Source organism: Fictibacillus solisalsi, from assembly GCF_900103485.1.
Lineage (GTDB): Bacteria > Bacillota > Bacilli > Bacillales > Fictibacillaceae > Fictibacillus_C > Fictibacillus_C solisalsi.
The window spans coordinates 3,049,523-3,069,303 of record NZ_FNHW01000001.1 but is presented as its reverse complement, the minus strand read 5'-3'; the positions used below and the strand labels follow the sequence as shown (position 1 = coordinate 3,069,303).

Below are 19,781 nucleotides of genomic sequence, written 5' to 3'. Positions count from 1 at the left end.
ACTTCCCCCTTTGTCATCTCACAATGCGTACGCTTTTGTTTTAACTTGTACGTACATTGTTCCTCGTTTGTAAGCGCTTACTAAATATTTTTAAAGTAAGAAGGTGATGAAATGGGTAAGTACTCGATCGGCGTAGACTTTGGGACGCAATCAGGAAGGGCGCTTTTAGTGGAAGTGGCCACGGGCAGGGAGGTTGCAACTGCAGTAAAGGAATATACACATGGAGTGATGGACCGCGAGCTGCCGAACGGCAAAAAGCTCGAAGAGGACTGGGCGCTGCAGAATCCGCAGGATTATCTTGAGGTGCTCCAAACCACCATACCACAAGTGCTAAATGAAACAGGGATATCCGCAAATGATGTGATCGGGCTTGGCATCGACTTTACCGCCTGCACGATGCTGCCGGTTGATCATGAAGGCACACCGCTATGCATGCTCGAAGAGTATCAGGATCATCCGCATGCCTATGTAAAGCTATGGAAGCATCATGCGGCCCAGAAGGAGGCGAACCGCTTAAACGAAATTGCTGAACAGCGGGGAGAAGACTTCCTGGCGAGATACGGCGGGAAAATTTCATCGGAATGGCTGATTCCAAAGATTTGGCAGATTTTAAATGAAGCACCCGAAGTGTACGAAGATGCCGCTCATATGCTTGAGGCGACCGACTGGGTGATTTCCCAATTGACCGGATCGATTCAGCGAAACAGCTGTACTGCCGGATATAAAGCGATTTGGCATAAGCAGGAAGGCTATCCGCCAAGTGATTTTTTTAAAGCACTTGATCCAAGACTCGAAAACGTGGTGGAAGAGAAACTCAGTGCGCCAATCGTCCCGATTGGTTCGAAAGCGGGAGAACTGACAGAAAAAGCGGCAGGGCTGATTGGGTTGAATCCAGGAACGGCCATAGCGATAGCGAATGTTGACGCACATGTCGCCGTTCCAGCTGTCGGCATTACAGAGCCGGGCAAGCTGCTGGCCGTGATGGGAACGTCCACTTGCCATATCCTGCTTGGTGAAAAAGAGGAGATTGTGCCAGGTATGTGCGGAGTCGTAGAAGATGGCGTCATTCCAGGGTATCTCGGTTATGAAGCGGGCCAGTCGTGTGTAGGTGATCATTTTGAATGGTTCATTAATAACGCTGTACCGGAAAGCTATCAAAAGGAAGCGGAAGAAGCAGGTAAGGGAATTCATCAGTATCTGACCGAAAAAGCGGGTGAGCTAAAAGCCGGCGAAAGCGGTCTGCTGGCACTGGACTGGTGGAACGGCAATCGTTCCGTGCTGGTTGACGCAGACCTTACTGGACTGTTGATCGGCGCAACATTGGCTACCAAGGCGGAAGAAATTTACCGGGCGCTCATTGAAGCGACGGCTTATGGCACCCGTATGATTGTGGAAACGTTCCGAAAATCCGGTGTACCGATTCATGAATTCTACGCCTGCGGCGGCATCGCCCAAAAAAATGCCTTTATGATGCAGGTGTATGCGGATGTGCTTAACATGGAGATCCGGATTTCCGATTCGTCGGAAACGCCGGCGCTCGGAAGTGCCATGTTCGGCGCGGTGGCTGCGGGCAAAGAGAACGGAGGATATGAGGATATCCGGGAAGCGGCCAAACATATGGCGCGGATCAAGGATCAGGTGTATCAGCCTCAAGAGGAAAACGTTGCGGTATACAGCGCGCTGTATGATGAATATGCCAGGCTGCATGACTATTTTGGACGCGGAGAAAACAATGTGATGAAAACACTGAAAACAATCAAGAAACAGGCAGGGGAGGTTATGCACCATGCTTGAGCGGTTGAAAGAAGAAGTACTGGAAGCAAATCTTGCGCTGCCAAAGCATCAGCTTGTTACGTTTACATGGGGAAATGTAAGCGGTATTGACCGGGAGACTGGCCGTGTTGTTATTAAACCGAGCGGTATTCCTTATGATCAGCTGAAAAAAGAGCATATGGTAGTGGTTGATCTGAATGGTGATGTGGTGGAAGGGAACTTGAATCCATCTTCTGATACACCAACCCATGTGGCGCTGTACCGGGCATTTCACGATATCGGCGGCATCGTCCATACCCACTCACCATGGGCAACCAGCTGGGCACAGGCTGGCCTTGCGATACCGCCCTTTGGCACCACACATGCCGACTATTATCACGGGGAGATCCCGTGTACGAGAGCACTGACTGACCTGGAAATTCAGCAGGATTATGAAGTGGAAACAGGCAATGTAATCATTGAAACGTTCCGTCAGCGGGGACTTGAACCAACTGCTATCCCTGGGGTGCTTGTCACCAGCCATGCACCGTTTTGCTGGGGCACAAATGCGGATCAGGCGGTTCATAATGCCGTGGTTCTTGAGGAAGTGGCGAAGATGGCGCTTCATACCATGCAGCTGAATCCTGGTATTCCGGCCATCAGCCAAGCCATTTTGGACAAGCATTATTTGCGTAAGCACGGTGTGAATGCTTATTATGGCCAGAAACAATAGATCAACTTGTCCGTATGAGTGAAAAGAGGAGGAGCTTATGATTGGAACAGCATCGTATGAATTTTGGTTCGTAACCGGAAGCCAGCATCTTTACGGGGAAGAAACAATTCGCGAGGTGGAGGAGCATTCCAAAATAATGGTGAGAGGGTTGAACGACCATATCGATGGGGAGGGTTCAATTGTCTTCAAACAAGTTCTAACCCAGCCACAAGAAATCCAAAGGCTCTTTTTGGAGGCCAATCTGGATAAAAAATGTGCAGGCATCGTGACATGGATGCACACCTTTTCTCCGGCAAAAATGTGGATTTCCGGACTGAAATCCCTGCAAAAACCCCTTTTGCATTTACATACACAATTCAACAGGGACATCCCTTGGGACTCCATCGATATGGATTTTATGAACACCAACCAGTCGGCGCATGGCGACAGGGAGTATGGCTTTATTCATTCGCGAATGAACATGGCCCGCAAAGTTGTGGTGGGCCATTGGGAGAACGAGCAGGTTCATGCCAAACTTTCCGGCTGGATGCAAACGGCGGCTGCTTTTGAAGAAAGTAAGCATCTGAAGGTGGCTCGCTTTGGGGACAATATGCGTGAGGTTGCAGTGACCGAAGGCGACAAGGTTGAAGCGCAAATTAAATTTGGCTGGTCGATCAGTGGCTATGGAGTGGGAGAGCTGGCGGAATATGTTCATGCTGTCAGTGATCCGGATGTCAATCAGCTTTTCGAGGAATACAGCACCCTTTATGATATCGCGGAACACGGAAGAAAAGGCGGGGAAAAGCATACGTCGATTTTGGAGCAGGCCCGCATAGAACTCGGCATGAGAGCTTTCCTGGAAGACGGCGGATTCAGAGCGTTTACCACAACCTTTGAAGACCTTCATGGCATTCCTCAGCTGCCTGGACTTGCGGTACAGCGGCTTATGGGCGACGGCTACGGGTTTGCCGGTGAAGGAGACTGGAAAACAGCGGCCCTTGTGCGTGTGATGAAAATGATGGCCAACAACAAGGATACGTCCTTTATGGAAGATTACACGTATCATTTTGAACCGAACAATGAGCTCGTTCTTGGCTCGCACATGCTTGAGGTGTGCCCGAGCATTGCAGCCGCAAAGCCAAGAATTGAAGTCCACCCGCTTTCCATAGGAGGAAAAGCGGATCCTGCCAGGCTCGTGTTTGACGGCAAAGCCGGACGCGGGCTGAATGCTTCCATCATTGACTTGGGGCACCGCTTCCGTCTGGTCATTAATGAAGTGGATGCGGTTCAGCCGGTCGTGAACATGCCGCAGCTGCCGGTCGCCCGCGTGCTATGGAAGCCTCAGCCTTCGCTTGCTGAATCGGCGGAACAATGGATTATAGCGGGAGGCGCGCATCATACGTGCTACTCTACCGTAATAACGCCGGAGAATATGAGAGATTTTGCAGAAATGTGCGGAATCGAATGTGTACTGATCAACAATGATACGAAATTTCATGCTTTCCAAAATGAACTTCGCTGGAATGACCTGCTTTACCGATAAAATATCAAGGAGTGGTGATTGATGGCACAGCTGGACAAAGCAAAAATGATCGTGGACAAGGATTTTCGCATTGCAGAGATTGATGAACGGATTTACGGGTCTTTTATTGAGCACTTGGGGCGGGCTGTTTATGGAGGAATCTATGAGCCGGACCACCCATCAGCGAATGAAAACGGATTTCGGATGGATGTTATTGAACTTGTAAAACAGCTAAACGTACCGATCGTCCGGTATCCGGGCGGAAACATGGTGTCCGCCTATAACTGGGAGGATGGCGTTGGGCCAAAAGAAGAGAGGCCAAGGCGGCTTGAGCTCGCATGGCGTACGATCGAGACCAATCAGGTGGGAACGAATGAATTTGCACAATGGGCAAAAGAGGCCAACTCCGAGGTCATGATGGCTGTGAACCTGGGAACACGTGGAATTGATGCGGCCCGCAACCTTTTAGAGTACTGCAACCATCCGGAAGGAACGTACTATAGTGATCTTCGCATTAAGCACGGCTACAGGGAGCCGCACAAGATTAAGACGTGGTGCCTGGGCAACGAGATGGACGGGCCTTGGCAGATCGGCCATAAAACAGCGGATGAGTACGGCAGACTTGCGGCAGAAACAGCAAAAGCAATGAGGCTGGTGGATCCGTCCATTGAACTCGTATCGTGCGGAAGCTCGGGCATTCAAATGCCGACGTTCCCCGAATGGGAAGCGAAGACACTTGATCACACCTACGATTACGTGGATTTTGTATCCCTTCATCAGTATTATGGCAACCGCGACAGCGATACGGCAAACTATCTGGCCAGAACACTCGACATGGATCATTTTATTAAAACAGTCATTTCCACTTGTGATTATATCCAAGCGAAAAAACGAAGCAAGAAAAAAATCAACTTAAGCTTTGATGAATGGAACGTCTGGTACCATTCCAATGACCAGGATGCCAGGCTGGACCCATGGACCATCGCACCGCCTCAGCTGGAGGACCATTACAATTTCGAAGATGCTTTGCTTGTCGGAAGCATGCTGATCACGCTTCTGAAGCATGCGGATCGTGTGAAGATGGCCTGTATGGCGCAGCTCGTTAATGTGATTGCCCCAATCATGGCCGAGCAGGGCGGATCCTGGAAACAGACGATTTTCTATCCATATATGCACGCTTCTGCTTTTGGACGGGGAGTTTCTCTGCAGCCGGTTGTTTCATCACCGCTTCATGACACAAAGGATTATACGGATGTTCCTTACCTCGATTCAGCTGCCGTATACAACGAGGAAAAAGAAGAAGTGACGATTTTTGCGTTAAACCGCCATCTCTCTGAATCTCTTCCGCTGACAGCTGATGTTCGAAGTTTTGCAGATTACAGATTGGTAGAGCATATTGTGCTTGAGCATGACGATCTAAAGGCGGTTAACTCGCTGAATGAAGAAAAGGTTAAACCTCATGGAAATGGTTCTGCCGAGCTTAAGGACGGGATCATTGAAGCTCAGCTGTCAAAGGCGTCCTGGAATGTGATCCGCTTGGCCAAATAAAGGGGAGGTGCCTGGCATGTGTTCATTCATAGAGTCTGTCACATCGGCGTTTCAGTCCTGTACATGCGGTTTGGTTCACCATGAAATTAACATGAAAAAAGTCGTGATTTCTAATGAAACGGTGTACGGGGAAATGGCTGTATTTATCAAAGAGCAAAGGTTCAGAAAAACCGTACTTGTATGCGATGAAAATACGCTGAAAAGTGCAGGGAACAAGGTCAGGGACACACTGGAGTCCTCCGGGATTTCGGTTTCTCTGTCCCAGATTTTCCCGAACGATCATGGGGACGTTGCAGCAGATGAACAATCACTGATACAAACGCTGCTGGAAACACCAAAGGACACGGATGTGCTGGTAGCGGTCGGATCCGGTACCCTTCATGATATTGTCCGTTTTGCCTCCCACCAGCGTCGTATTCCTTTTGTTTCTTTTCCAACCGCAGCTTCCGTGGATGGTTTCACCTCAGCGGGTGCGCCCCTGATTGTGAAGGGAGAAAAGAAAACCATTCAGTGTACCGCCCCAATCGCACTGTTTACCGATATTAACGTTTTAAAAGAGGCACCATCGGAATTGGCTGCGGCAGGGTTTGGCGACATGCTTGGAAAAATAACATCGCTCGCTGACTGGAGGGTATCCCGCTGGATGGCAGATGAACCGTACTGCCCGACAGGAGCAGCTCTTACAAAGGAGGCATTGGAAAACTGCTTGTCCCATTTGGAGGACATTGCAGCACGGAGTGAAAAAGGTCTTACTGTTTTGTTGGAATCTCTGATCATCTCCGGCCTTGTTATGCTGGTTCTGGATCATTCCCGGCCCGCTTCAGGCGGGGAACACCATCTCTCCCACTACTGGGAGATGGATTTGCTAAAAAAGGATGCTCCTCAACTCTTGCATGGTGCGAAGGTGGGGGTGGCCTCTTCACTTCTTACTTCAATATATAAAAGATTAATAGAAGAAATGAACAATGATCAGGAACTGTCTGACCCGGTAAAAAACAAAAGATATCAGCAGCATAAAAAGGAGATTGCCCAAACGTATGGTGAGTTGCCCAATGAAAGACAGATGCAAGAATGGCTGGCAAAGGTCGGGGGACCCTCCACCATACAAGAGCTTGGAATCACCCAAGACCTATTGGAAGAAGCATTGCAGCATGCGCATACCATCAGAGACCGGTGGACCGGCTTGAAAATGAAAAACCAGCTCAGATTAACACCACAGCAGTAAAAATCAGTGAATACTGAGGGGGTTAATGATGAAGAGGAAGGTTTCATGTGTTTTAGCTGTGTTGCTCGTAATTTCCCTTTTGTCCGGGTGCAGCGTGAATACGGCAAGCGGTCCGTCCAAGTCGAAAACAACGACTTTAACATACTGGACGTTCAATGGACTTCATGAGGCATTATTTCAGGATGCTGCAAAGAATTGGAACAAGGTGCATCCGGACCGGAAGATCAAATTAAATTCCGTTGTCTATCCCTATGGCCAGATGCATGACAATTTGTCGATCTCCCTGATTGCAAATCAGGGTGTGCCGGATATTGTGGATATTGAACAGAAGCGGTTTGCCACGATGGTTAAAGGCAACCAGGTTCCGCTTGTGGACCTGACTTCATTGGTTGCAAAGGATCGTGATAAGTTTGTCGAATCACGGCTCACTATGTACAGCAAGAACGGAAAACTATACGGCATTGATACCCATGTAGGAACAACGGTCATGTACTACAACATGGATATCATGCAAAAAGCAGGAGTGAATATCGATCGGATACAAACATGGGATGATTATGTAAAAGCTGGAAAGAAGGTGGTCAAAAAAACAGGAAAGCCAATGACCACGATTGAAACAAAGGATCCGAATAATTTCCTGCCCATGATTGTCCAGCAAAAGTCGGGTTTCTTTGACAAAAACGGTAAGCTCATCTTGAACAACAAGATCAATGTAAAGACGCTCGAGTTTCTTAGGGATATGGTGTATACGGACAAAGTCGCTGTACCTACTCCCGGCGGGAACCATCACGCGGAGGAATACTACGGGTTCATGAATCAGGGGGGCGCAGGTTCTGTGTTAATGCCAATCTGGTACATGGGGCGTTTTCTGGATTATATGCCGGATTTAAAAGGCAAAATCGCCATTCGTCCAATGCCTGCCTGGACAAAGGGCGGCGACCGCTCAGCCGGAATGGGCGGTACCGCGACCGCCATTCCAAAGGCATCTAAGCATATCGATCTTGCCAAAGACTTTTTGCAGTATACCAAAGTGTCCAAGGAAGGCAACATCAAGCTGTGGACGGTGCTCGGATTTGACCCGCTCAGATGGGATGTCTGGGATGATCCGGCCCTGCAAAAGGAAAATAAATATACCGCCTACTTCACGAACGGAACCAGCCTGTTTAATATGCTTCTTGAGTTGAAGGATGAAATCAACCCGCTCTATATGACAGAGGATTTCCCGGCTGTTTCGGATAAGCTGGCCACCCAGATTTTATACAAGACGATTAAACTGAGGAACGAAACACCAAAGAAAGCGCTTGATGATGCAGCAAAAGAACTCGAATAACCTGATTTCTAAAGATGAAACAAAGCGAGGGGGATATTGATGAAGGTGGTTCATAGCAATACCCAGCCTGTGATGCTTTCTGAAGAGAAGAAAAGGAGCTGGCTTTCCGGCTTGCTGTATTCGAGAAAAGTGGCTCCTTATGTGTTTGTTGCTCCGTTTATTATTTCTTTTCTGGTGTTTTTTGCATATCCGCTCGTTCAGACCTTTGTTATGAGCTTTCAGGAGGTCCTCCCTGGTGAAACAACTTTTGTGGGATTGGAGAATTACAGGAAGCTAAATAATCAGACCTTTTATACCGCGTTGCTGAACACGGTTCAATACACATTTTGGACTCTTGTGGTATTAATTCCGATTCCTTTAGTACTGGCCGTTTTATTAAACTCCAGGATGACGAGGTTTAAGAACATTTTTAAATCGGCACTTTTTATTCCTGTCCTCACGTCAACCATCATTGCGGGGATTGTTTTCCGCCTGATCTTTGGCGATATGAGCTCCGCATTTATGAACTCCTTTCTTATCAAGCTCGGATTGAAGCCGGAGCTTTGGCTGTCGAGTGAGGGTACCGGGATGTTCGTCATGGTGCTGCTTGCTTCATGGCGGTGGCTGGGTGTAAACATGCTCTATTTCCTGGCCGGCTTGCAAAACATTTCGAACGATTTGTATGAAGCAGCGGATATCGACGGTGCATCCACGTTCCAGAAGTTTTTTCACATCACGCTGCCGAGCCTGAAGCCTGTTACTGTTTATGTGCTGACCATCAGCATTGTCGGCGGCTTCCGGATGTTTGAGGAAAGCTATGTATTCTGGCAAAACTACTCCCCTGGCGATATTGGATTAACGCTGGTGGGCTATATTTACCAGCAAGGATTGGCCTACAACAATATGGGACTAGGCGCCGCCATTGGTATCGTTTTACTTATGATCATCCTGATTGTAAGCGTTATCTCGCTCAAGCTCTCCGGTTCATTTAAGGAGGAACATTGAGATGAACAAAAAACAAAACACAGCCATTTCAAAAGTATCGGTCAACATGCTTTTTATCCTTTTGTGCCTCGTTACGCTATTTCCGCTTTTCTGTCTTGTTCTTGCTTCACTCAAACCATCCACAGAACTGCTGAGATTTGGATTGAATATGAAACTGGATGTTCACGTCATGAGCTTTAAGAATTACGCCTATCTGTTTCAGGGGGGAAGCATTTATTTCGAGTGGTTTAAAAACAGTCTGCTGCTTCTTGTAATCTCAACGGCCCTCACACTGTTTTTCTCATCGATGGTCGGATACGGGCTGGCAGTGTATTCGTTTAAAGGAAAAAATGTTCTTTTTCTTCTTGTTCTTTTTATTATGATGGTGCCTCTTGAAATTATGATGCTGCCGCTTTTCAAGATGACGGTAGCGCTTAAGATAGTTGATTCCTACACGGGGGTGATTCTGCCCTTTATTGTGGCACCTGTTGCGGTGTTCTTTTTCCGCCAATATGCGCTTGGCCTTCCAAAGGCTCTTTTGGAATCCGCCCGGGTGGACGGCTGTACGGAGTTTGGCATTTTCCTCAGGATTATGATGCCGCTCATGAAGCCGGCATTTGGGGCCATGGCCATTTTGCAGGCAATGGGAAGCTGGAACAACTTTCTCTGGCCGCTCATTGTGCTTCGTTCCAAAGAGATGTTTACATTGCCCATCGGCTTTGCTTCACTCTTGAGCCCGTACGGCAATAATTATGACTTGCTTATTTCCGGAGCGGTCCTGGCGGTCATACCGATCATCATCATCTTTTTGTTCTTCCAAAAGTACTTTATCTCCGGCTTAACATCCGGGGGAATCAAGGGATAAAAGAAGAGGAGGAGAGACGGGAATGAAACCTGGCTTAGGTGGCATGACTCGGCTGTTTTTGTTAAATGCGGTGTGGTTGATTTGTTCACTGCCCATCATCACGATTTTTCCGGCAACGGCTGCGATGTTCGGTGTGATCCGGGACTGGAGGCTTCAAAAGGGGTTTCCCCTGGTCAGCCGCTACTGGTCACATTTCAGGGGAAACCTGAAGGCCGGTTTGATCATTGGCTGGGCATTGGCGCTTTGGATTCTGGCATTGCTGCTGAACGTACACATTATTTTGCAGTTCGGCATGGTGCTTCGCTGGATGTTGCTGCCGGTTACCGTGGCTTTGCTTATCGCCGCTGTGTTTGTCCTGCTGCTCTCTTTTCCTTTTATGGTGCATTACGAGCTCGGACTAAAAAGCATTGTGAAAAACACCCTGTATTTCGTAGTGATCCAGCCGCAGGCAGCGTTTTTTTGTCTGCTTCTTTTTTCACTCTCGGCATGGCTTATCCTCACTTTGCCGTTCCTTGTATTTATAGTAATAAGCCCCACAACGTATCTGATGTATCGCGTATGTGATCACTCGTTTCGAAAAATAGAGAACATGAAACGCACAACCGGAAAGATGTCTTCCATGTTCGGACAGTAATATTTCAGACTTCAAAGGAGATATTTTAATGAAAAGAATCCTTTCTGTCATTCTGCTGCTTACGATGATAATGGTGGTCCTTTCTGCTTGCAGTTTGGAAAAAGCAGAAAGCACCAACAGCGGCTATGTGGGCATTTCCATGCCAACCAAGTCGTCGGAGCGGTGGGTCAATGACGGTGAAAATATGAAAAAGCAATTTACAAAACTGGGATATAAAACCGACCTTCAGTATGCGGAGGATGTGGTTGAAAACCAGGCCGCCCAGCTTGAAAACATGATGACAAAGGGAGTGGACGTGATCGTCGTGGCCCCTATCGATGGAACGGCAGCCCTCACTAATGTCCTTGAACGGGCGCATCGTGAAGGCATCAAAATCATTTCGTATGACCGCCTGATTTTTAACACGGATTATATCGATTACTACGCCACCTTTGATAATTTTCAGGTTGGCGTTCTTCAAGGAAAGTACATTGAAAAAAAGCTTGGACTTAAAACGAAAAAAGGTCCGTTTAACATGGAACTGTTTGCCGGCTCGCCAGATGACAATAACGCTTATTTCTTTTTCAATGGGGCCATGAGCGTACTGAAACCCTATATCAGGGAAGGCAAGCTGAAGATCCCGAGCGGACAGGACAAATTCAACCAGGGGGCCACCCTCAGATGGGATGGTTCGCTTGCACAGTCCCGGATGGATAATCTCCTCAGTGCCCACTATTCCGATAAAAAGCTGGATGCCGTGCTGTCTCCTTATGATGGCATCTCGATTGGAATTATCTCCTCCTTGAGGGGAGTGGGGTACGGAAAACCGGACAAGCCCCTGCCGGTCATTACCGGACAGGATGCGGAGCTTGCCTCGGTAAAGTCCATCCTTAAGCACCAGCAAACCCAAACCATTTTTAAGGATACGAGAAAACTCGCTGAGCAAGCCGTTAACATGTCTGCGGCTCTGCTGCATGGCAAAAAAGCGGAAGTCAACGATACGAAAACATACGATAACGGCAAAAAAGTTGTTCCTGCCTACCTGCTGCAGCCGGTTTCCGTGGATGCAGACAATGTGGAAGATGTGCTTGTCAAAAGCAGCTATTATACGAAAGAACAGCTAGGAATCAAATAGCAGCTGGGAGGTTTAAAAACCATGTCAGACATCTTATTGGAAATGAAAAACATCATTAAGGAGTTTCCGGGCGTCAAAGCGCTTGACGGTGTATCCCTGAAGGTGAAAGAAGGAGAAATTCATGCGCTTTGCGGGGAGAATGGCGCCGGCAAGTCGACGCTCATGAAGGTGTTGAGTGGCGTCTATCCCCATGGCACGTATTCAGGAGAAATTTTGTTCAACGGAGATGCATGTGCCTTCAAAACGATCAAGGACAGTGAACAGCTCGGAATCGTCATCATCCATCAAGAGCTTGCACTTGTTCCTTACTTATCGATTGCCGAAAATATTTTCCTCGGAAACGAGCAGTCCCGGCGCGGGATCATCAATTGGCATCAAACCACGATAAAGACCAAGGAATTGCTGAAGAAAGTGGGATTGAAAGAGAATCCGGACACAAAGGTTGGAGACATCGGGGTCGGAAAGCAGCAACTCGTGGAGATTGCAAAAGCGTTATCCAAAAATGCTAAGCTGTTGATTCTGGACGAACCGACCGCTTCGCTTAATGAAAAAGACAGTGAGAATTTACTGCAATTGATGCTGGAGTTTAAAAAGCAGGGCATCTCCTCCATCATCATCTCCCACAAGCTGAACGAAATCGAAAAGGTTGCTGATTCGATTACGATCCTGAGGGACGGGCAGTCTGTTGAAACCCTGTCGATGAAGGACTCAGAGGTCAATGAAGACCGGATTATTAAAGGAATGGTGGGGCGGGATCTGACACACCGTTATCCTGACCGCCGCCCGAATATCCGCCAAACGATCTTTGAGGTGAAAAAATGGAATGTGCACCATCCCCTTCATGCCCACCGCAAAGTGATTGATGAAGTTGATCTGCATGTTCGAAGCGGTGAGATTGTGGGAATTGCCGGCTTGATGGGAGCAGGGCGCACAGAGCTTGCGATGAGCCTTTTCGGAAAAAGCTACGGGAAGAAAATCAGCGGCCAGACCTTTCTGAGAGGAGAGGAAGTGGTGCTCGATGGCGTCGACAAGGCGATCGGTCATGGCCTTGCTTATGTTTCCGAGGACAGAAAAGACAGTGGCCTGATTCTGATGGAGGATATCAAAACGAATATTTCGCTTGCAAGCCTAAAGCAAATCTGCAGCCGCTTTGTGGTAAACAAAAACAAAGAGGTGCAGGTCGCTGAGGAATACCGCAGAAAGCTGAACATTAAAACACCGAGTGTCTATCAAAAGGCAGGTCTTTTAAGTGGTGGGAATCAGCAGAAGATCGTACTGAGTAAATGGATTCTTTCCAATCCGGAACTGTTGATCCTGGATGAACCGACACGCGGGATTGATGTGGGCGCAAAATATGAAATCTACACGATCATTGATGAACTCGCTCAGCAGGGAAAAGGAATTCTTATGATTTCTTCTGAACTGCCCGAGCTGCTTGGCATGTGCGACCGGATCTATGTCATGAACGAAGGCCGGATCACAGGTGAAGTCACGCGCGAAGAGGCCAGCCAGGAAGTGCTGATGAGATACATGACAAAACGTAAGGAGAGTGACCACCATGCAAAGTCAGCTGGAATTACCGAAAAAGCAAGATAAACAGCAAGAGCTTTCCGTAGGGCAGGTTATCCGTAACAATATGAGGCAGTACACGATGATAGTTACACTGACCGTTATTATGCTTCTTTTTCAATTGTTAACTGATGGCCTGCTGCTCAAGCCGCTTAACATTACCAATCTCATTCTTCAGAACGCGCATATTCTTGTGCTCGCCATTGGAATGGTCCTCGTCATCATTACCGGCCACATTGACTTGTCCGTTGGTTCGGTCGCTGCTTTTGTAGGTGCCGTTTCAGGGATTATGATTATTAATCATAATGTTCCTACCTTCTTGGCTATCATCATTTCGCTCTTACTTGGGGCAGTGATCGGCGCCTGGCAGGGATTCTGGGTCGCCTATGTTAAAATTCCGGCCTTTATCGTCACCTTGGCCGGCATGCTGATCTTCCGCGGGCTGACGATGGTAGCTTTGGAAGGGAAGTCCATCGCACCGTATCCAGATGCATTTCAAAGCATGAGTGCGGGATTTATTCCAGACTGGCTCGGAGGCGGTTCATTGCACGTGACCACAATGGTCATTGGATTTGTGTTATCTCTTCTTTATGTATTTAATGAATGGAAAGCAAGGAACAACCAACTCTCCTATGGCTTTGATCTACAGCCGGCCGGCTTATTTATCGCCAAGCTTGCCGTGATTTTTATCGTATTGAATCTGTTTGCCTATGTTTTAGCCACCTATGAGGGCATTCCCAATATTCTTGTCATCCTCGGAGTTCTTGTTCTGCTGTACAGTTTTGTTACCAATCAGACGACAGCAGGCCGCCACATTTATGCGATTGGCGGAAACGAGAAGGCAGCGCAGCTGTCAGGGATCAAAACGAAGAAGGTTACCTTTTGGGTATTCGTCAACATGGGCGTATTGTCGGCGCTTTCCGGCCTGTTGTTTGCTGCCCGTCTGAACGCTGCTACCCCTAAAGCAGGAAACCTGTTTGAGTTGGATGCGATTGCAGCCTGCTTTATCGGTGGAGCATCAGCCTATGGCGGAATTGGAACCGTCGCAGGAGCCATTATCGGTGGTCTTGTTATGGGAATCATGAATAATGGCATGTCCCTCCTTGGGGTCGGCATTGACTGGCAGCAGGGTATCAAGGGCTTTGTCCTTCTCGCTGCCGTGGCGTTGGATATCTATAATAAGAATAAGGCTGCTTGATTCTGTGTGAAATACGAACCCCTCTTTAGAAAAAAAGTGAGGGGTTTTTTATATGACTACTAGAAGAAATTTAGAGGTATTAAAAAATACTACTAAAAGATCAGTGTATAAATGGTGGGACATAGCGTCCAAACTGATTGCAGAAGCAAAAAAGAGATAAGCTTAAAGGAAAACTATGCCGGGTAAAGATTTAGTGTGATTCAGACTGTATTTTAAGGAGGTAACACATTCATGGATTTACGTCTTAGTGGAAAAAAGGCGCTTGTTACAGGGTCAACTTCAGGCATTGGAAAGGCGATGGCAAAGGAGCTTGCCAAAGAGGGGGCTGAGGTTATCATTAACGGACGCCGCGAGGAAACCGTAGAGGGTACGATAGCTGAAATTCAGGGGCTTCACCCTGACGCGGTCCTTTCTCAAGCTGTTGCGGATCTGGGAACAGAAGAAGGCTGTGAAAAGATACTCAGCCAGTATCCGGAAATTGATATTCTTATCAATAATCTCGGAATCTTTGAACCTAAAGAATACTTTGACATTCCCGATGAGGACTGGTTTCGGTTTTTTGAAGTGAACATAATGAGCGGAGTACGGCTGAGCCGCCGTTATCTTAAGCAAATGATCGAAAAGAAAGAGGGAAGGGTCATTTTTATTGCGAGTGAAGCGGCTGTTATGCCGTCACAGGAAATGGCGCATTACAGTGCGACAAAGACGATGCAGCTGTCACTTTCCAGAAGCCTGGCTGAATTGACAACCGGTACGAACGTTACCGTCAATACAATCATGCCAGGTTCTACCCTGACAGAGGGAGTAGAAGAGATGCTGAATCAGCTGTATCCGGATCAAAGTCTGTCTCTGGAAGAAGCGGAAAAGAAGTTTATGCAAGAAAACCGCCCGACTTCTATCATTCAAAGACTAATTCGTCCGGAGGAAATTGCTCAACTTGCCGTTTTCTTAAGCAGCCCGCTATCATCAGCCATTAATGGCGCTGCTTACCGGGTAGATGGCGGCCTTGTGCGTAGTGTGTTTTAAGTCAATTATTCTAATGGAAGTGTACTCATGAATATTCAATCGTTAACAAAATTCACCGCAGCCATTGAATTAGCCTCGGCTGCTCATCAATCACAGGTTCGCAAAGGAAACGGTATGCCCTATATTTCTCATCCTTATATGGTAGGCATACTGCTGATGGATGCCGGTTGTCATGAGGATGTGGTAATTGCCGGCATTTTGCATGACGTTATTGAAGATACGAGTTGTACCGAAAAGGATATTGAAGACAAGTTTGGAAAGATCGTGCTTAACTTGGTCCAAGGCAGCTCGGAACCTGATAAATCAGCATCGTGGGAAGAAAGAAAAAAACATACCATTTCTTTTATTGAACAGGAGGCAACCGTGGAGGTCTGCCAGATCGCTTGTGCTGATAAGCTGCACAATGTGCATTCGTTGAAACAGGACATGAAGAAACAAGGAGAAGCGGTCTGGAAGCATTTTAACAGAGGAAAGGACCAGCAGCGATGGTATTACTACTCACTTGTTGAAGCGCTGCGCAAAAAAGTCAGCGGCTTTTCTTTATATGTGCAACTGGAAAAGGAAGTTGCCGAAGTGTTTGAGTCTCAAAGAACATAGCATATCCTTTTCCATGATTAAGAGGAAAAAGGGTTTAGGGAAAACTTATCTTCAAAAAAGGTCCTTATTAAAAGAATTATCCAACGGTTGATCCTTATGAAAACACAGAGATTATTTTTAGAGGAATATTATGTTTTTTCTAGAAAACGAAAGCAGAATGAGAGAGCATAAAAAAGCAACCCTTGATTTAGATAAAGTTACAATAACTTAGTTTAGGAGGATGATCATGGTCTATGCCGCACTGCTTCGAGGAATCAATGTAGGCGGGAAAAATAAAATTGACATGAAGTTGCTAAAAAAAACATTTGAACGAATCGGTATGAGCTCTGTTGTTACCTATATCAATTCAGGTAATATTATTTTCACGGTGAGTGGCCAATCAAAAACAACCTTATCCCATCTTTTAGAAGAGACAATACATACCGACTTCGGGTTACAAATTAAAGTTTTAGTCCGTAGTTTGGATGATTTTAAAAAAGTCATCCAATCCCTTCCAGAAACATGGAAGAACGACCAGCAAATGAGAAGTGATGTGCTGTTCTTATGGGACGAAATGGACAATGAGTCAGTGCTTAATCATCTGGTCATCAACCCACAGATTGATACGGTGAAGTACGTTCCCGGAGCTATTCTATGGTCGGTCGAAAAAAAGAATATAACCAAATCAGGCATGACTAAACTCGTTGGTTCAAAGCCATATCGACACATAACCGTGAGGAATGTCAATACAACTCGCAAAATATACGAACTTATGGAAGTAACAGAGACTTCAATGACAGATCCTAGCCATGAAACATAAACGGAAGAATCATGCACAAAAAAGAAACGGTCTTTTAAAGGTCGCTTCTGGTTCAGATTAGTAGTTATATATTAATGTAAACAATAAAGGTGTGTACCCATACTGCATAAGCCAATTGTTGTTTTTTTTAATCAGAGTTCATATAATTGAAAAAAATAACAGGGGGCATACCAATGATAGAATTGCAGACTGAGAGATTGCTGTTGAGACCTTGGAAACCATCCGATTATAAAGATTTATACGAGTATGCGAAGAGTGAGAAGGTGGGACCAAATGCCGGCTGGAGGCCACATAAAGATGAAGAGGAAAGCAAGGAAATCATAGATTTGTTTTTAAGAGAAGATGAGACATGGGCGATTGAGCTGCTTTCAAAAGAAAAGGTCATCGGCAGTATCGGCCTGCATGAACGTACACCCGATCTTTCCCTTGTACATTTGAAGCAAAAAGAAATCGGCTATGTGCTTAATCCTGCTTATTGGGGAAACGGCTATGTCCCTGAAGCGGTGAACGCTGTGCTCCAATTTGGTTTTGAAGAGCTGAGCTTAGATATGGTATGGTGTGGGCATTTTGATTTTAACCATAACTCCAAACGGGTGAATAAAAAATGCGGATTTACTTACCGGTTCAGTGAAAAGAAGATTTTAGAGAGGCTGGATGGGAAAGAAGTAATGTCTTTATACTACAGCATTCTTAGAGAGGAGTATGAGGGGCGCATGCAACAAGTAAAATAACAGAATGAGAGGGAATACCGTTTACGAACGGTATTTTTTTATGGGCTGTTATATGAATGGGATTGGTAAGTCAACTAGGCTAAACGGTGAGTAAATTAAGAAGTTCCGTGAGTAAACCAACGAAAGTTGTGAGTAATGCTGCCATCATTTCAAAAATACTGCAGGTCTTCCAGGTTGAACAGGGAATGTATAAAATATATGATGTTTCGCCAAGAAAGGGGTGCCTGCTGTGAAAGTTGTCATCTTGGGCTATGGTTTTATTGGAACGATTCATTTAAACGCCTATCAAAAAATGAATGACGTCGAAGTTGCGGGAATTTACTCGACCACCAAAACAGGAAGCATTGAGGGAATAAAGGTATACAACGATCTGGATGAGTGCTTGGAGCTGGCGGATGTGGTGGATATTTGCCTGCCGACCTTTATGCACCGAGAGATTTTTGAAAAAGCGGTGGCAAAAGGCAAGCATATTTTTCTGGAAAAACCGATTGCGCATACCGAGGAAGACTGCCGGTTCATGCTGGAGCTGGAGCAGCGGTCGAATGTCAAGATCATGGTCGGCCAGGTGCTTCGTTATTTTCCGGAATATCGCCAGTTAAAAAATAAGATTGATCCCGGGAAGCCGGCTTCTTCGCTGCTTTCAAGACGTTCACAGCTGCCGGTCAGCGGGAAAAACTGGTCCCTGGACCGCAAGAACAGTGGAGGTGTTATTCTGGATCTATTGCTTCATGACATTGATTTTGCATGCTGGGCGTTTGGGCCGGTTACTCGGATCTTTGCTCAAAGTGATACCGAGCATTACTACGCTTTACTGACCCTTCGTCATGAGAACGGATCCATCACCCGGCTGGAAGGAAGCTGGAGGTATGACGGAGGCTTTGTCCAGGAGGCGGAAATCGCACAGGAAAATGAGCTCTTTACCTACAACAGTCAGGAAGTCCATCCGTTGCAGGTTCATCGGAATGTCTTAACTTCAAAGGATTCCACCGAGATTCCGGCTGTACTTTTACGAGACGCCCCCTGGTATCTCGAGCTGCGGGAGTTTATTGATGCTATCCGTTACGATCAGCCGGTTCCCATTACACTTCAGGATGCCTATGAAAGCACGAGGGTGGCTTTGCTGGCCTTGAAGTCGGCGGACGAGAAGCGGCCTATTTCCTTAGTAAAGGAGTTGAATGCCTGATGAAGATTTCTATTCTATCGACGGCGCACGTCCACTTTGAAGCATTTGCCAGTGCTGTAAAGCAATGCGCGGATACTGAGCTGGCCGGAATTTATGACGACGATGCCCACCGCGGTAAAAAGAAAGCAGCTGATCTTCAGACGGTCTTCTTTGAAAATATCCATGATGCGCTCTCCGTATGTGAGGCGGTGGTGGTCTGTTCGGAGAATGCCAAGCATGAGGAGCTGGTGCTTGCGTCCATTGAAGCGAATAAGCACGTTTTGTGTGAAAAGCCGCTGGCCATTTCCACTGTCAGTGCGGAGCGGATGGCGAAAAAAGCCGTGGAACAGGACGTGGTATTGGCTACAGCCTTTCCGCTGAGATTCAATACACCGGCAATGGAATTGAAACAAGTGATTGACCAGAAACTAATCGGAGAAGTGCTGGCCTTTCACGGGAAAAATCCGGGGCAGTGCCCGAAAGGCTGGTTTATCGATAAAAAGCTTTCAGGTGGGGGCGCGCTGATGGATCATATCGTGCATCTCGCTGATTTGATGAGATGGCTGACCGGAGCAGAAGTTTCAAAAGTGTATGCAGAAGCGGATTCCTTTTTGGTTCCGTGCATTACCATTGACGATGTGGGACATGTTCAACTGGAATTTGATAATGGTATTATTGCCGATATTGATCCAAGCTGGTCACGGCCGGAAGGGTTCCCAACATGGGGAGGAATAGATCTCAGAGCTACTGGAACCCAAGGGGCGGTCGATTTGCGGGCCTACGCACAGAAGGTGGCTCAATACAACAATACGAAGACCCTTCACCACGATTACGGGGACTTTGAATACTTGTATATGATGAATGCCTTTGTTCTGGCCATTGGAAATCAACAGACCGAGCTTGCGAATGCGTGGGACGGGGTGGCCGCCACCAAAATTGTGGAAGCCGCCTATCAATCGGCAAAGGAACATGAAGTGGTTACCATTGCATGAGCACCTTTTCAAATGGTGCCCGGGCTGTAGACAAACTCTATG

The 19,781-nt window shown here is 46.9% G+C and carries 18 protein-coding genes; all 18 read left to right on the top strand.

What is annotated here, in order from left to right; genetic code table 11:
• The first annotated feature begins 111 nt into the window (after window positions 1-111).
• Window positions 112-1,794: a ribulokinase gene (gene araB / locus BLT53_RS15510; RefSeq protein ID WP_090236073.1), complete on the top strand. Its 1,683-nt coding sequence runs from the start codon at window positions 112-114 to the stop codon at window positions 1,792-1,794.
• The gene (araD, locus tag BLT53_RS15505; protein ID WP_090236071.1) at window positions 1,787-2,485 is read left to right on the top strand and encodes an L-ribulose-5-phosphate 4-epimerase; all 699 of its coding nucleotides are present in this window, start codon (window positions 1,787-1,789) and stop codon (window positions 2,483-2,485) included. The genes araB and araD overlap by 8 nt, the downstream gene beginning before the upstream one ends.
• A 37-nt stretch (window positions 2,486-2,522) precedes the next feature.
• Window positions 2,523-4,007, top strand: a complete 1,485-nt coding sequence (gene araA, locus BLT53_RS15500) for an L-arabinose isomerase (protein WP_090236069.1) — start codon at window positions 2,523-2,525, stop codon at window positions 4,005-4,007.
• A 21-nt stretch (window positions 4,008-4,028) separates the two neighbouring features.
• The gene (arfA, locus tag BLT53_RS15495; RefSeq protein ID WP_090236067.1) at window positions 4,029-5,534 is read left to right on the top strand and encodes an arabinosylfuranosidase ArfA; all 1,506 of its coding nucleotides are present in this window, start codon (window positions 4,029-4,031) and stop codon (window positions 5,532-5,534) included.
• 16 nt (window positions 5,535-5,550) lie between these two features.
• Window positions 5,551-6,759: a sn-glycerol-1-phosphate dehydrogenase gene (locus BLT53_RS15490; RefSeq protein WP_090236066.1), complete on the top strand. Its 1,209-nt coding sequence runs from the start codon at window positions 5,551-5,553 to the stop codon at window positions 6,757-6,759.
• Between the two features lie 28 nt (window positions 6,760-6,787).
• A complete protein-coding gene (locus tag BLT53_RS15485; protein ID WP_090236065.1) occupies window positions 6,788-8,089 on the top strand; it encodes an ABC transporter substrate-binding protein in 1,302 nt (433 codons plus the stop codon).
• Between the two features lie 39 nt (window positions 8,090-8,128).
• Window positions 8,129-9,073 carry a carbohydrate ABC transporter permease gene (locus BLT53_RS15480; RefSeq protein WP_425284690.1) on the top strand — a complete coding sequence of 315 codons (945 nt, stop codon included), beginning with the start codon at window positions 8,129-8,131 and terminating at the stop codon, window positions 9,071-9,073.
• 46 nt (window positions 9,074-9,119) lie between these two features.
• Window positions 9,120-9,917: a carbohydrate ABC transporter permease gene (locus BLT53_RS15475; protein WP_425284708.1), complete on the top strand. Its 798-nt coding sequence runs from the start codon at window positions 9,120-9,122 to the stop codon at window positions 9,915-9,917.
• A 22-nt stretch (window positions 9,918-9,939) separates the two neighbouring features.
• Entirely contained in the window at window positions 9,940-10,551 is a 612-nt protein-coding gene (locus tag BLT53_RS15470) for a YesL family protein (protein WP_090236062.1), read from the top strand.
• A gap of 28 nt (window positions 10,552-10,579) precedes the next feature.
• Window positions 10,580-11,665 (top strand): multiple monosaccharide ABC transporter substrate-binding protein, encoded by a 1,086-nt coding sequence (chvE, locus tag BLT53_RS15465; protein ID WP_090236060.1) that lies wholly within the window; start codon window positions 10,580-10,582, stop codon window positions 11,663-11,665.
• Between the two features lie 21 nt (window positions 11,666-11,686).
• Entirely contained in the window at window positions 11,687-13,261 is a 1,575-nt protein-coding gene (mmsA, locus tag BLT53_RS15460; protein WP_090236058.1) for a multiple monosaccharide ABC transporter ATP-binding protein, read from the top strand.
• Window positions 13,224-14,432: a multiple monosaccharide ABC transporter permease gene (gene mmsB, locus BLT53_RS15455; RefSeq protein WP_090236057.1), complete on the top strand. Its 1,209-nt coding sequence runs from the start codon at window positions 13,224-13,226 to the stop codon at window positions 14,430-14,432. The genes mmsA and mmsB overlap by 38 nt, the downstream gene beginning before the upstream one ends.
• A 231-nt stretch (window positions 14,433-14,663) precedes the next feature.
• Window positions 14,664-15,458, top strand: coding sequence for an SDR family NAD(P)-dependent oxidoreductase (locus tag BLT53_RS15450; RefSeq protein ID WP_090236055.1), 795 nt, complete (start codon window positions 14,664-14,666; stop codon window positions 15,456-15,458).
• Between the two features lie 27 nt (window positions 15,459-15,485).
• Window positions 15,486-16,055 (top strand): HD domain-containing protein, encoded by a 570-nt coding sequence (locus BLT53_RS15445; RefSeq protein ID WP_090236054.1) that lies wholly within the window; start codon window positions 15,486-15,488, stop codon window positions 16,053-16,055.
• Window positions 16,056-16,281: 226 nt separating this feature from the next.
• The gene (locus BLT53_RS15440; RefSeq protein ID WP_090236052.1) at window positions 16,282-16,854 is read left to right on the top strand and encodes a DUF1697 domain-containing protein; all 573 of its coding nucleotides are present in this window, start codon (window positions 16,282-16,284) and stop codon (window positions 16,852-16,854) included.
• A 173-nt stretch (window positions 16,855-17,027) separates the two neighbouring features.
• Complete coding sequence (locus tag BLT53_RS15435) at window positions 17,028-17,585, top strand: GNAT family N-acetyltransferase (protein WP_090236050.1); 558 nt, start codon at window positions 17,028-17,030, stop codon at window positions 17,583-17,585.
• Window positions 17,586-17,814: 229 nt separating this feature from the next.
• Window positions 17,815-18,768 carry a Gfo/Idh/MocA family protein gene (locus BLT53_RS15430; RefSeq protein WP_170834369.1) on the top strand — a complete coding sequence of 318 codons (954 nt, stop codon included), beginning with the start codon at window positions 17,815-17,817 and terminating at the stop codon, window positions 18,766-18,768.
• Window positions 18,768-19,739, top strand: a complete 972-nt coding sequence (locus tag BLT53_RS15425; RefSeq protein ID WP_090236047.1) for a Gfo/Idh/MocA family protein — start codon at window positions 18,768-18,770, stop codon at window positions 19,737-19,739. The genes BLT53_RS15430 and BLT53_RS15425 overlap by 1 nt, the downstream gene beginning before the upstream one ends.
• The last annotated feature ends 42 nt before the right edge of the window (window positions 19,740-19,781 follow it).

Coding starts and splice junctions, on each gene's coding strand:
- BLT53_RS15450 (WP_090236055.1), top strand. CDS start 14,664: ATGGATTTACGTCTTAGTGGAAAAAAGGCGCTTGTTACAGGGTCAACT.
- chvE (WP_090236060.1), top strand. CDS start 10,580: ATGAAAAGAATCCTTTCTGTCATTCTGCTGCTTACGATGATAATGGTG.
- araB (WP_090236073.1), top strand. CDS start 112: ATGGGTAAGTACTCGATCGGCGTAGACTTTGGGACGCAATCAGGAAGG.
- BLT53_RS15440 (WP_090236052.1), top strand. CDS start 16,282: ATGGTCTATGCCGCACTGCTTCGAGGAATCAATGTAGGCGGGAAAAAT.
- BLT53_RS15445 (WP_090236054.1), top strand. CDS start 15,486: ATGAATATTCAATCGTTAACAAAATTCACCGCAGCCATTGAATTAGCC.
- arfA (WP_090236067.1), top strand. CDS start 4,029: ATGGCACAGCTGGACAAAGCAAAAATGATCGTGGACAAGGATTTTCGC.
- mmsA (WP_090236058.1), top strand. CDS start 11,687: ATGTCAGACATCTTATTGGAAATGAAAAACATCATTAAGGAGTTTCCG.
- BLT53_RS15485 (WP_090236065.1), top strand. CDS start 6,788: ATGAAGAGGAAGGTTTCATGTGTTTTAGCTGTGTTGCTCGTAATTTCC.
- araA (WP_090236069.1), top strand. CDS start 2,523: ATGATTGGAACAGCATCGTATGAATTTTGGTTCGTAACCGGAAGCCAG.
- BLT53_RS15435 (WP_090236050.1), top strand. CDS start 17,028: ATGATAGAATTGCAGACTGAGAGATTGCTGTTGAGACCTTGGAAACCA.
- BLT53_RS15470 (WP_090236062.1), top strand. CDS start 9,940: ATGAAACCTGGCTTAGGTGGCATGACTCGGCTGTTTTTGTTAAATGCG.
- BLT53_RS15425 (WP_090236047.1), top strand. CDS start 18,768: ATGAAGATTTCTATTCTATCGACGGCGCACGTCCACTTTGAAGCATTT.
- BLT53_RS15490 (WP_090236066.1), top strand. CDS start 5,551: ATGTGTTCATTCATAGAGTCTGTCACATCGGCGTTTCAGTCCTGTACA.
- BLT53_RS15475 (WP_425284708.1), top strand. CDS start 9,120: ATGCTTTTTATCCTTTTGTGCCTCGTTACGCTATTTCCGCTTTTCTGT.
- mmsB (WP_090236057.1), top strand. CDS start 13,224: ATGCAAAGTCAGCTGGAATTACCGAAAAAGCAAGATAAACAGCAAGAG.
- araD (WP_090236071.1), top strand. CDS start 1,787: ATGCTTGAGCGGTTGAAAGAAGAAGTACTGGAAGCAAATCTTGCGCTG.
- BLT53_RS15480 (WP_425284690.1), top strand. CDS start 8,129: ATGAAGGTGGTTCATAGCAATACCCAGCCTGTGATGCTTTCTGAAGAG.